Raw genomic sequence first — 12136 nt, 5'->3', positions numbered from 1 at the left:
GAGCAGAGATTAGGCGGCTTCTAAAAAGGAAGTCAACGAAGTCGGCTATACCCCTAAAAGGAACCTAAACTTTTTTCTACCCAATACGGCCTAGAACCTATACATCAGAAACAAACACTTGTTCATCAGCGCCTTATAAGCCTCTAAAAAAGAACAGCAGCGGCAACAAGCTCATTAAAAATTCGCGCAAGTAGCTCCGGAGTAGCTTGAGCGACTTGGTCAGGTGATACTCCACAGTCTTTTCGGACAAGTGTACACGCGCCGAAATTTCCGGCACCGTGTAGTGCTCTAAGCGGCTCAGCCGGAATACTTCGCGTGACTTCTCGGGCAGCTGACGCATGCCCGCCGCGAATGCCGAGTGCAGGTCGTTCATCGCCAGCGAGTCTTCCGTATTTGTATCCGCATCAGATAGTGAAACGCGGCAGAAGAACTCGTAGCCTGCCCTCACTTTCTGTGCTTTGATGTAGTTAATAATTCGGTAGCGCAGCGCCGAAAACAAGTAATAGTCTAACTGCTGGATCGTGGTGGTGGTCCGTTTGCTCCAGAGCGACTCGAACAGATCTTGCACAAGTTCCTCCGCTATTTCGCGGCTCTTCAGCTTGCCATAGGCCAGGGTAAATAGCCGGTAGCAGTAGCGCCTATAAATTTCTTCGAAGGCAGCTTCATCGTTTGCTCGTAATGCGTCCAGCAGCGTTGCGTCCGACCAGGAAGAATACATCCGCAGAGAGGAATTCACGAGAATGGGCGGCTAGGTGGGTGAGAGCAAAGCGAATATACCCGTTTGCATTAGACTGCTTCTACTGTCTGTTTGTTGTTACGGCGAAACGCAAAAACAAGCAAAAGCTTGATCTTAAATGACTAAGGGCACCTAGCCTCGCTTACGTAAACAAGAAGCAAAAGAGAACGTACCTGCATCATTTTGCTCTTCAAAAACTAAGCGAAAGCTGGCCAATGGTACTGGAGTTTCTTTAAACAAACCAAGAATTAATTAGGTTATTCAACCACGTCATAAGTCGCCCCGATTTACTGGCTTAACTGATCTGTGTGGCAGCTCCCGTCCTGAAAGAAAGTGTCGGTCTACGGTACTTTACCTTTTTTTACCTCTACGTAATGCAGGGCATACCGTCGGGCTTTGCGCTAACGGCTGTTTATAATTATCTTATTGGGAAGGGACAGACGGCGGAGGCAGTGGGTTCGTTTGCGGCCATCGTCGGGATTCCCTGGACGTTCCAGTTCGTGTGGGGACCTCTCATCGACAAGTACCAATACTCGGTGATCGGGCACCGAAAGCAGTGGGTCGTGCTTACGCAGTTGGTGGCCGTAGTGGCCTCGCTGTCGTTGCTGCTGATTCATGACCCCGTAGCGCAGCTACCGCTTATGTCGGCGCTGTTCTTTACGCACAGCATTTTTGCTTCCGTTCAGGATGCGAGCGTCGACGCTATTGCCATTGAGGTGACGCCCGAAGCGGAGCGCGGCCGCGTAAACGGCCTGATGCGGGCGGGCTACTTAATGGGTATTTCGTTTGGCGCGGCCGTCTTGTCCTTCATGCTGCATCACTATGGCTTCTACCAAGCGGCCCTAACGCAGTCGATGGTTTTGCTTGCGCTGACGGTGCTAACCTTTTTTATTCGTCTCGACCGCCACGATAAGCTTATCCCTCAGTTTGGCACGCGGCAGACGCAAGTGGAAGCCGCCCAGAACCCGTCGCTACGCTGGCTGTTCCAGACGCTTTATCACAGCGTCACCGAAGCCCGCAGCTTGCGCCTATTCAGTATCATCGCTCTGGTGTACTTATGCACGGGGCTTTTTGGTCGTGCGTATTCTTTTCATCTAATCCACAGTCTTCACTGGCCCGACAGCGACGTTTCGATCTTGCAGGGTAGTTGGGGCAGCCTAGCGACGCTGACGTTGCTCGTGGGCGGCGGCATGCTTTCCGACCGGGTGGGCGCCGTGCGACTCCAGCGCTGGGTGATGATTGGGCTAGGTATCTTTCTGCTCGGGTTCAGTAGCTTGTATTTTCTCTGGCACTACAAAAGCGTGGGCACCGCTGGGTTGCTGCTCACGAATATGGCTGACCCGTGCTTCAGCGTAGCAGCGCTGCCCGCCCTCATGGCGCTCTGCCAAGCGAAGGTGGAAGGCTCGCAGTTTACTACTTACATGGCGCTGGTAAACTTCTGCGACGTGCTCAGCGCCAAAATCAATGGTTGGGCATTGACCGTTACCACTGCGCCGGTGCTTGGCGTTGCTTGCGGCGCAACGGTGTTGCTGCTCGTGGTGGTGCTTCGGCAGCTTGGCAAAGAGAAACCAGCTGTGCCCCTGTCAGTTCATTCATCTTAGAAACTGCGCCACTTAAAAAAAGCCGCCCCTGGTAATCCGTAGGACTTTACCAGGGGCGGTGTTGCAAAAGGATAGGTGTGTATGCTTTTTGGTAGCTGTTGCTACACGAAAACTCTTAGCATGTCTGACGTCAGACCTAGGCTTATCTGCGCATCAGGCTCATCAAACCACGGTACTTTGTACCATGATACTGCTTGTAGTAAGGACGGTGCGTGTACGCATGACCACGGCCTGCAGCCCGGGTGTAGGGAGTAGCGGCAAATGTGGTGGTACTCAACAACACAAACATCAGCAGGGTGAGAGCAGCGAAACGAGTAAAGAAGGAGCGCATAATATGTTTATCGAACAGGGAGGAGAAATAGAGGCAAGGAGCGAGGCGTCGAACACCTTCTGATTTGATGATGCAAAGGAAAAGGCTATCGACGCGCCAGATGGGATATTTCGCCTAGCTGGATTGAATAACACCTAAACAGGATATTTACCGCGTCAAATCATATTGCATACAATTGAATACACTATGTGGCTTACGAGCTTGTATCCTTTTTAGTATTTAAACATAGGTATACTTATTATATCATCAGCGCCGTTGTGCTTTGGCTGCGCACTAGCCAATCATTGCTAGTACGCAAGCCCTTGCCTCCTTCATGCGCTTTCTGCTAGCTACCACGCTCTTGCTTTCTACCTGCAGTGCTCAACTTGATGGGCCCTGTTTTCGCGACCAACAGCTTTTGTATCCGCGGGTACGAGAGGCGTATGCGGCTACGTGGAAGCCACTGCAAGTAGTATTACAGCGCCACCACATTGAACCTAGCCGACTGGAGCTATTCTTTCGGGCGTTCAAGATTGGGCGGCAGTTAGAGGTGTGGGGCCGTAACCAAGGCGAAGGACCGTACCAGTTGCTGCGTACTTATCCGATTGCGGGCACCTCGGGCACCCTAGGTCCTAAGCGAACGGAAGGCGACGGGCAAGTACCGGAGGGCTTCTACGAACTCGACCGTTTCAACCCGCAGAGCCTGTACTATTTGTCGTTGGGCCTGAACTACCCGAATGCTGCTGATCGGCTTTTAGGCAGTGCGCATCCGGGCCAGGATATTTTCATCCACGGCTCCGATGTTACTATTGGCTGCTTACCCATTACCGATGCGCTCATTCAAGAAGCCTACGTGTTAGCCGTAGAAGCACATAATGCGGGTCAGCAGCACATTGCCGTGCATATTTTCCCGTTTGCTCTCACCAACGCCAATCTGATGGCTCGTCAGCAGAGCAGGCACTACGCGTTCTGGCAGAGCCTACAACCCGGGTATGAATACTTCGCCCAGCATCACACGTTGCCGGAAGTGACGGTAGATTCGACTGGCAGCTATGCTATCCGCTAGCGGACGTGGGTACGTGCAAAGAACACGTCGCGCGCTAGCAGTACCTGTGGGCTTCTCCGAACAGTCCGGGTAGTTGCTTGTTCATTCGTGCAACCTAGCTTCACGTTCTCATGAACCTTCAACTCACCGACAAAACAGCACTTGTTACCGGTTCTACCGCTGGCATCGGCCTTGCTATTGCCCAAGGCCTAGCCGCGGAAGGCGCCCAAATTATCATCACGGGTCGCACGGAAGCCCGCATTCAAGACGCTATCAGCACCATCAAGCGCCAGACGCCAAATGCTCAAATGCGCGGCGTAGCCGTCGATTTTGGTCAGGCTAATCAGGTGCAACAGCTCTTGCAGGAAGTACCGCGGGTTGACATCTTGGTCAATAACATCGGCATCTTCGAGCCTAAGTCGTTTGTCGAAATCAGCGACGAGGATTGGATGCGGTTTTTCGAGGTGAACGTGCTGAGCGGTGTTCGCCTCTCACGTCATTACTTCCCGCAGATGCTGAACGAGAACTGGGGTCGTATTCTGTTCATCTCCAGCGAATCAGCACTCCAAATTCCGGAAGAAATGATTCACTACGGCACTACCAAAACGGCCCAGCTCGCCGTGGCGCGTGGCTTAGCGGAGCTTACCAAAGGCACTAACGTGACGGTCAATTCGGTGCTGCCCGGTCCTACGGCGTCGGAAGGCGTACAAGACTTTATCAAAAAGCTAGCAGCCGAAGGCAAGTCGGCAGAAGAGGCCGAGCGCGATTTCTTCCAGCATGCCCGCCCTTCGTCGTTGCTACAGCGCTTCGCAACCACCGAGGAAGTAGCCAACATGGTAGTTTACCTAGCTAGCCCCCTCGCCTCCGCCACCAACGGCGCGTCCGTACGCGTAGACGGTGGCGTAATTCGGAGCATTGGGTAAGCCGCACGCTGGGTGTTTTGTGCTACCAGCCTGTTCGTTGCATGGTTGGCGGAGGCTAGTTAGCTCATGCAACCTTTCGTAGGTTCGCTTGATCTTCCTAGAAAATTCCCTTTACAGAACTGGTTATGCGTCGACACTTTAGCAGTTGTTTGGCAGGCGTTGCTTTGCTAGCCGTCAGTTGTCAGGAGGATTCCGATCTAGCGCCTGGACGCACGCTGCTAAATACCCGCTGGAAGCTAGCCTACGTAGGCGACTTTCCGCTAATGGCCTCCAGCTACAGCTACGACACTGATTCTTACATCGAGTTCAGGGCAAACAACTTAGTAAATGGACTAGCTACTTGTACTACTTTCAACGGCAAGTTTGCGTACACGCCCGCCACCCAACAAATGAGCGTAGCGCCGCTGACCCTAGGCACCCCTACTTGCAGCAGCCCGACGGTAGCGGCCCGTTACTTAGCGGCACTACCGACCATTGTTCGCTACGAAGTAGCCGACGGCAGCTTGCGCCTGTATGATGGGCAAAGCCCCAAGCCCCAACTGGTATTTCAGCCGGAGTAAATACAGCTACCTCGTACTAGCTTCTTCATTAGCCGACAGCGCGCACGAGCCACTTCTGCAAGAGTGAGTTGCTAGCTAACCGGAAGCTAGCACTCACTATTCTCGGCTTATTTGAGAGGAAGCGCATCAGCCAATAGTTGCGGGCCAGCTTACGACCTAGCTTTTCCTGAACCGCTTGGGTGTAGTGTTGCATAACAGCGGCGCTGAAGTCCTGGCTGGCGAAACACCGCTTCGCCTGCTCAGCCGCCAGCATGCCGCTTTGCATCGCTGTATCGATGCCGTGCCCTAGCAGCGGTTCTACCAACGAAGCCGCATCGCCGGCTAGCAGAAAGCCGGCACCGGCAATGGGACGCGGCGTACCGCCCAGCGGCAGCCCCGCCCCACCAATAGCCGATACCTGGGTGGCTCCGGCAAAACGTCCGGCGACTTGGGGATGCTCCTTCACGATTGCCAGCAAAACCTTCTTCAGGTCTAGCTTCTGAGCCGCTGCGGTAGCCGACAGCATGCCAAAGCCCACGTTGAACAGGCCCTCACCTACCGGGAAAACCCAGAAGTAACCCGGCAGGTATTCGCGCAAAAAGTAGAGCTCGTTGGTGCGGTCAGGCATGTTGGTCACGCCACTGAAGTAAGCACGTACGGCCACGCAGTGCCGCGTCCGATCGAAAGAGCGCGGCGTGAGCTTGCGCGCCACCACCGAATTTGCGCCGTCGCAGCCGATAATTAGGCGTGCAGTGAGTAAGTCGCCGTCAGCGGTGGTCAGCACCGCGTGGTCGGAAGCTAGCTCCACCCCCACTACAGGCTTGCTTTCCAGCACGCACACATCCGTGTGCTTCTTGACCGTGTTCAGTAGGTGTTCGTCGAAGTGCAACCGGGCGCTGTTGAACGTGCGGCCCTTCCAATGAAACCGTACCTGGTGACCGTCGGGCGTGATCAGGCAGCTCGTGGGGGCTTCGGCTTTGCGGGTTAGCGCGAGTACTTCCTCGTACAGCTCCGTAGAGAGCATCCGCAAGGCTTTCAACGCGGGGCTCGGAATGATGTCGCCGCATACTTTATCGCGGGGAAACTTAGCCCGATCGAGCAGCACAACGCGCAGACCGCTACCGCGCAGCGCTAGCGCACAAGCTGTGCCGGCGGGTCCGGCTCCGATAATGGCAACGTCGTAGGTAGTAGGCACGGGTGGTATAGCAGGAGGATGGAACCAAAGGTACGAGTACCCGCCTCTACTTAAGAGCCCGTAGCGCCGAGCTAGCTAGTGCACTACTTTTGTCGTTATTCTTGCTTCTATTATGCGTTTTTCTGCTGCTCCTCTCCGCCAAGCCGCCGTGCTCGTCCCTGTTTATCGTAATGCCGCTGGCGAACTGCAACTCGTGCTAGTGCGCCGCGGCGACTTCGGTATTCACGGCGGACAACTTGCTTTTCCCGGCGGCAAGCCGGAACCCACCGACGCGTCGCTCGTCGATACGGCCCTGCGCGAAACGTGGGAAGAAACCGGCCTGCCCACTACCGATGTGCAGATCCTCGACACGCTACCCACTATCCCTACTTACGCCAGCAACTTCCTCATCACGCCGTTTCTGGGCCGCATTGTGCCACCCGTGACGTGGCTGCCCATGGAGCACGAAATTGCGGAAGTACTGGAAGTAAGTGTGCGCCACCTCGCCGACCCTAGTACCCAGCAGGAAGGCGAATTCTGGTCGCCTAACCGGGACGCTTCAGCTCGCTTTCCCTTTTTTCAGGTCGGCGACCACCGCCTTTGGGGTGCCACTTACCTCATTGTGCAGCCACTGCTACCTAGGCTGCTAGCAGGCGAGTGGGATGTGTAGCTAGGAGCCTTAACACGCTTATTTCTATTTGTTAACCAATAATTTATTACTTCCTTACTGCTATTCTTTTCGTGCCTCATCTGCTCTATTTTATTCTTTCGTTATCATGCAAAAAACCTTTATTACTACCACGGCCGCGCTGTTTTTGCTTGGCTTAGCCAGCACCGCGCAGAGCCAGCAGCTACAAGCTTTAGGAGTGAGCGGCAGCTTCAACATTGCGCGGCTGCATTCCGGCCAATCGGCTTACAAACTAGGGGCGGTCACCATCGACCCGCAATTCGATCAGTCGAATGATGAAACGGGAAACGGCATCACGCTTTTTGGCCGCTGGCAAGTGGGGCGGGGTGGTTGGTATGCACAGCCAGAAGTCGGCTACGTTTCAACCCTAGCCACACCCATAGGAATAGCTTATGACCGCGGCTCGTTTAGCTACGCCAGTCAGCAAATCCGGCACCTAGATGCACGCTTATTGGCGGGTTATCAAGCAGGACCGCTCCGCTTGTTTGCCGGACCTAGCCTTGGCTATCATCTTCGTAACACAGATAGGTACCAAGACACCAACCCCGACGTCCAGGCTGTTGTCGATGCCCTTGCCGAGCCCCCGGCTCGTGTGCAGGCGGCGCTTCAAGCCGGCACTGGCGTGAGTATCTGGCGGCTCGATATCAATGCCCGCTACGAGTGGGGCCTCACGCAGTACCGGCGCACGATTCAGTTTCAGCAGCAACAACATTATCTGCACCAAAACTTGCAACAGATCATCTTGGAGGTGGGCTACCGATTTTATCGGGCTCCCGCACTTGCTGATTAAGACTTTTCGGCACGGCTTTCGGGAATAGGAATAGTTTGTAAGATTCAGGGTACGGCTTACGTTTGTAGCCTTAGCTCCCTGTTGGCACTAGCTCTTTCTCCCTGCTCCCTCCTATGCGTTACCGTTTTTTGCTGCTTTTGCTGCTGAGCTTGCCTGGCTTTCGGGCCCAAGCGCAACGCGAAAATTCTATCTGGTATTTTGGCCAGCAAGCGGGCCTCTCCTTTGCCGATGTGCAGCCTACTCCTCTGCTCGACAGCAAAATGACCACCTACGAGGGCAGCGCTGTAGCTACTACCAGCCGTGGCCAGCTGCTGTTTTACACCAACGGCGAAAACATCCTCAACCGCCAGCACCAGGTAATGCCCAATGGCCGCAAGCTGATGGGCAGCGGCTCTAGCACGCAAAGCGCCCTCGTTGTGCCCGACCCAGGCAGCGGTAACGTGTTTTACGTTTTTACCACGGCGCCGCAGGGTGGCGTGAACGGCCTGCGTTACTCCGTGGTAGACATGACGCGCGACAATGGCCTCGGCGACGTGCCCCGCGCCAATTTGCTGCTGATCACGCCTGTGGCTGAAAAGCTAGCGGCCGTGCGTCACCAGAATGGGCGCGACGTGTGGGTGCTAGCGCACCGCTGGAACTCCAACGCTTTTGTAGCTTACCTCGTCACGGCTGATGGAGTGACAGGCAAGCCGGTGATGAGCAACGTGGGCAGCATGAACGCCGGGCCGGGCCGTAACGCTATTGGCTGCCTTAAGTTCTCGCCGGATGGCACCAAGCTAGCTAGTGCCTTGTGGCGGGAGAGCAACAAGTTTGAAGTGTTCAACTTCGACCGGCGCACGGGCCAAGTCAGCAAGCCGCGCTCCTTTGGGCCGTACGAAGAAGCCTACGGAGTTGAGTTTTCACCCGATGGCACTAAGCTCTACGGCAGTAGCAACGGAACTGGCGGCGGCAATGCCCAAGTGTGGCAATTTGACTTAGCTACCAACAAAGCAACGCCCGTTGGCAACTCCGCCAACCGCAAAGTAGGCAGCCTCCAGCTCGGCCCCGATGGCAAAATCTATGTGGCCCGCGAGGACAACCCGTACCTAGGCGTTATTCAAAACCCCAACGCAACTGGCAAAGCCTGCAACTACCTTGATGACGGCCTGAACCTCGGTGGTCGCCGCAGCAAGCTAGGGTTGCCCATCTTCCTCCGCAATCCGTAGGCACGTACCGGAGCGCGTGCTTACGGGCTTAATCAGCCTTACCAAATTTGAACCGTAGCACGCCCATAGCTACCGACAAGTACGGGTTCTTTGCCGTGAGCAGGCCGGGCACATCGCGAGTGCTGAAGCCGGCTTCATACACTTTGCTCACGAAGGTGATGCCCAGCGGCACGCTCAACCGTGACCCGGCGCCGCCTGCTAGGCCACTGCTCAGGCGCAACCAGCGCTTGGGGCTATAGTCAATGCCCGCGCCCACGTAAGGCGAGACGTAGTTGCCGGCCACGCTGTTAAGCGGCAGCGTCACGTCGAGGCCGGTTTCGAGAAACTCGCTGATACGCACGCCAAAACCGGCGCGCAGCTTGGTCGGCAGGTTGGCGCGACGGGCTTGGCCAGCTTGGTACTGAAACAAGCTGTCGGTGCCGGAAGCTAGGATTTCGGACGCTTCCTTAAAGAAGTTGTAAGTGCCTACCCCAGTCGAGTTTAGCTTTTTTAGCTTCTGGTCGTTGGCCGACAGCAAATTGCCTTCCCAGGTCATGTGGCCGATGTCGGTGACGGACAAGCCAACACGTATCATTTTACCGATTTCGGCCGCTGCTCCTAGGTCGAAGCCGTGGCCCTTGCCGGTTTTCTCCAAGCCGCCATCTACTTGCGCGTTGAAGTTTGGGTTGCCAGCGCTGATGCTGCTGTAGTCGATGTTGAACACCGGCGACAAAGAGCTGTACGCCTTTAGGTCGCCGGGTTGAATTCGAATATCCAGCACGCCAAATCCTTGCACGTAGCGGTAGCCCACACCCGCCGACAGCTGAAAAGCCGGCAGATCAAGGAGCTTCTTACCCCAAGCAATGTTATACTCGTTCAGGAAGGAAGCCTGCACGGCCGAGCCCGCCAGCACTTCCGAAATCAGGGGTACTTTCCCACTGTTGGGGTCGTAGTTGGCGTAAATGGGTGCTTGGCTGCCTAGGAACAAGAGCTCGGCGGCGTCTTTATTCAACTCTACGTGCCCCACTACGCGCTGACGACTGCTCACAGCAATGCCGCCAATCACGGGCAATTGTACGGATAGACCAAACGCCGTAGATCCGGCATTCACATTAAGCGCATTATCAGAAGTGAATGAGCGCGCCAAGCCCTGCTTATCGGCTAACGTCAGCTTCTGGTCGCGGTCATAAACAAAGCTTTTGAGTTGGTCGCGGGTGAGTGACTGAGAGTTAGCCGCCGCGCTAATCTCTCCTATCGTGAAGGCCACCCGCGCCCCGCCCGCCCGACCTAGGTTAGCCGGATTAACGCCAACGGCCTGGTAATCGGTAGCAAAGGTGTTGATGACCCCACCGCGGCCAGTAGCCGAAAAGTTACCGAGCTCGTTTTGGGCGTGCAAAAGGGTGGGAGAAACCAGCCCCAGCGTGGCTAGCAACAGCGTAAAGCGTTTGTTCATAGTAGGTGGGTTCAGGAGAAGAGAAGCACTCAGAAGCGCAGGTAATCTGCTACTTTTAGCTAGTGCCGCACGGTGCATCAGCGGACAATTTATTGAAAAGCATAGAATAAATAGTACTTCTATTACGCTAGCTTTTCGGTCAACTACTCACAGATCAAGGAACCTGAGCTACTAGCCTCCTCGTACACGTTCTTTCGCCCTAATACTTTTACTCCTTGGCCAAACGCTTCACCGCCGCTCAATACGCCGATGGCATTCTCGCCGGCAACCGCGTTGTGCTGAGCCAAACGATTACGCTAGCCGAAAGCACCCTAGCTTCCGACCAAGCCCTCACCCAGCAGGTCCTTGACCAAGTGCTACCTCATGCGGGCAAGTCGGTGCGCGTGGGTATTACCGGCGTGCCTGGTGTAGGAAAAAGCACGTTTATTGAAGCGCTAGGACTGTTTTTGGTCAATGAGCAGCACAAGCACCTAGCCGTGCTAGCCGTCGACCCCACGAGCCAGCGTAGCGGCGGCAGCATCTTGGGCGACAAAACCCGCATGAACCAGCTGGCGGCGCATCCGGCCGCTTACATCCGCCCGTCGCCGGCGGGCCGTTCGTTGGGTGGCGTCACGCGCAGCACCCGCGAAGCCATGCTTCTGTGCGAAGCAGCCGGCTACGACGTTATTTTTGTGGAAACCGTGGGGGTAGGCCAGAGCGAAACAGCCGTGCACGGCATGGTCGATTTCTTTTTGTTGCTCATGCTGGCTGGCGCCGGCGACGAGCTGCAAGGCATCAAAAAGGGCATCATGGAAATGGCCGATGCCGTGACCATCACCAAAGCCGACGGCGGCAACGAGCTAGCCGCCCGCCGTGCCCGCCGCGAATACCAGAACGCCCTGCACCTGTTTCCGGCCACCGAATCGGGCTGGCAACCCGTCGTGACGACTAGCTCAGCCGTGAGCGGCGTGGGCGTACCGGAAGTGTGGGATGTTGTGCAGCAATACATGCAGCAAACCCAAGCCAGCGGCTACTTCCAGCGGCGTCGCCAAGCGCAAAACCTGCACTGGCTCCACGAAGCCATTCGGCACGGCCTGGAAGAACGCTTCTACGCCCGCCCCGACGTGCAAGCGCAGCTAGCTGCTATCCGCCAGCAAGTAATAAGCGGCCAGAAATCGGCCTTCGGTGCCGCCGGCGAACTGTTAGGGCTGTAGCGCGAAGCTCCCGCTTCGTGCAGCGTTGAACGACTAGCACCCAAGGTGGTCGCAACGATTGTCGTTCAACGACACGCGAAGCGGGAGCTTCGCGCTACACCGTTTTGGCTGGTTCCAGCAAGTCCCACTTGTTACCGTACAGATCTTCTAAGACGACCACCGTAGCGTAAACCTCCACTCTGGGTTCTTCTAGAAACCGCACGCCGGCCGCTTTCATGCGGTTATAGTCGCTCCAGAAATCGTCGGTGTGCAGGAACAGCCACACCCGGCCACCGCCCTGGTTGCCAATGTAGGCGGCTTGAGCCTCATCGGCGGCTTGCGCCAACAGTAAGCCCGTTGCAGCGCCCGCAGGAGCTACAACCACCCAACGTTTGCCACCACCTAGGTTCGTATCTTCCAGAAGCTGGAAACCTAGCTTTTGGGTGTAGAAGGCAATTGCTTCGTCATAATCGCGCACGATGAGCGTAACGCGGCCGATGTGTTGAGCCATGAGAAAAGGG

At 55.8% G+C, this 12136-nt stretch carries 13 protein-coding genes; 8 read left to right on the top strand and 5 right to left on the bottom strand.

The genetic code is table 11. The features are described from left to right. Positions 1 to 133: 133 nt before the first annotated feature. Positions 134 to 736, bottom strand: a complete 603-nt coding sequence (locus SD425_RS05610; protein WP_324676281.1) for an RNA polymerase sigma factor — start codon at positions 734 to 736, stop codon at positions 134 to 136. Positions 737 to 1044: 308 nt separating this feature from the next. Between SD425_RS05610 and SD425_RS05605 the strand changes: the two genes are divergently transcribed. Then, a complete protein-coding gene (locus SD425_RS05605) occupies positions 1045 to 2337 on the top strand; it encodes an MFS transporter (RefSeq protein ID WP_324676280.1) in 1293 nt (430 codons plus the stop codon). 142 nt (positions 2338 to 2479) lie between these two features. Here SD425_RS05605 and SD425_RS05600 read toward each other — a convergent pair whose 3' ends face one another. Continuing rightward, positions 2480 to 2668 (bottom strand): hypothetical protein, encoded by a 189-nt coding sequence (locus SD425_RS05600; RefSeq protein ID WP_324676279.1) that lies wholly within the window; start codon positions 2666 to 2668, stop codon positions 2480 to 2482. A gap of 313 nt (positions 2669 to 2981) precedes the next feature. On the opposite strand from SD425_RS05600, the gene SD425_RS05595 reads away from it, so the two are divergent. The 3 genes from SD425_RS05595 (at position 2982) to SD425_RS05585 (ending at position 5175) form a co-directional block, all read left to right on the top strand. Next, positions 2982 to 3713: a hypothetical protein gene (locus tag SD425_RS05595; protein ID WP_324676278.1), complete on the top strand. Its 732-nt coding sequence runs from the start codon at positions 2982 to 2984 to the stop codon at positions 3711 to 3713. A 110-nt stretch (positions 3714 to 3823) separates the two neighbouring features. Next, the gene (locus SD425_RS05590) at positions 3824 to 4615 is read left to right on the top strand and encodes an SDR family oxidoreductase (RefSeq protein WP_324676276.1); all 792 of its coding nucleotides are present in this window, start codon (positions 3824 to 3826) and stop codon (positions 4613 to 4615) included. A 125-nt stretch (positions 4616 to 4740) separates the two neighbouring features. Then, on the top strand, positions 4741 to 5175 hold the full coding sequence (locus SD425_RS05585; protein WP_324676274.1) for an META domain-containing protein: 435 nt from the start codon (positions 4741 to 4743) through the stop codon (positions 5173 to 5175). A 28-nt stretch (positions 5176 to 5203) separates the two neighbouring features. Here SD425_RS05585 and SD425_RS05580 read toward each other — a convergent pair whose 3' ends face one another. Next, positions 5204 to 6349: a geranylgeranyl reductase family protein gene (locus SD425_RS05580; protein ID WP_324676272.1), complete on the bottom strand. Its 1146-nt coding sequence runs from the start codon at positions 6347 to 6349 to the stop codon at positions 5204 to 5206. A 112-nt stretch (positions 6350 to 6461) separates the two neighbouring features. Here SD425_RS05580 and SD425_RS05575 point away from each other — a divergent pair, with 112 nt between their 5' ends. The 3 genes from SD425_RS05575 to SD425_RS05565 all read left to right on the top strand — a co-directional run bounded on the left by SD425_RS05575 (position 6462) and on the right by SD425_RS05565 (position 9011). Then, positions 6462 to 6998, top strand: coding sequence for a CoA pyrophosphatase (locus tag SD425_RS05575; RefSeq protein WP_324676271.1), 537 nt, complete (start codon positions 6462 to 6464; stop codon positions 6996 to 6998). A 106-nt stretch (positions 6999 to 7104) separates the two neighbouring features. Next, complete coding sequence (locus SD425_RS05570) at positions 7105 to 7806, top strand: outer membrane beta-barrel protein (RefSeq protein WP_324676268.1); 702 nt, start codon at positions 7105 to 7107, stop codon at positions 7804 to 7806. A gap of 113 nt (positions 7807 to 7919) precedes the next feature. Then, positions 7920 to 9011, top strand: a complete 1092-nt coding sequence (locus tag SD425_RS05565) for a WD40 repeat domain-containing protein (RefSeq protein WP_324676266.1) — start codon at positions 7920 to 7922, stop codon at positions 9009 to 9011. 28 nt (positions 9012 to 9039) lie between these two features. Here the strand turns inward: SD425_RS05565 and SD425_RS05560 are convergent, their stop codons facing one another. Next, complete coding sequence (locus SD425_RS05560; RefSeq protein WP_324676264.1) at positions 9040 to 10443, bottom strand: DUF5723 family protein; 1404 nt, start codon at positions 10441 to 10443, stop codon at positions 9040 to 9042. Positions 10444 to 10658: 215 nt separating this feature from the next. On the opposite strand from SD425_RS05560, the gene meaB reads away from it, so the two are divergent. Further along, the gene (gene meaB / locus SD425_RS05555) at positions 10659 to 11636 is read left to right on the top strand and encodes a methylmalonyl Co-A mutase-associated GTPase MeaB (RefSeq protein WP_324676262.1); all 978 of its coding nucleotides are present in this window, start codon (positions 10659 to 10661) and stop codon (positions 11634 to 11636) included. A 94-nt stretch (positions 11637 to 11730) separates the two neighbouring features. Here the strand turns inward: meaB and SD425_RS05550 are convergent, their stop codons facing one another. Then, complete coding sequence (locus SD425_RS05550; RefSeq protein ID WP_324676260.1) at positions 11731 to 12126, bottom strand: VOC family protein; 396 nt, start codon at positions 12124 to 12126, stop codon at positions 11731 to 11733. Positions 12127 to 12136: the final 10 nt, after the last annotated feature.

Source organism: Hymenobacter sp. GOD-10R (assembly GCF_035609205.1).
In the GTDB taxonomy this organism is placed as follows: Bacteria; Bacteroidota; Bacteroidia; order Cytophagales; family Hymenobacteraceae; genus Hymenobacter.
This window is presented reverse-complemented; position numbering and strand designations above follow the sequence as displayed.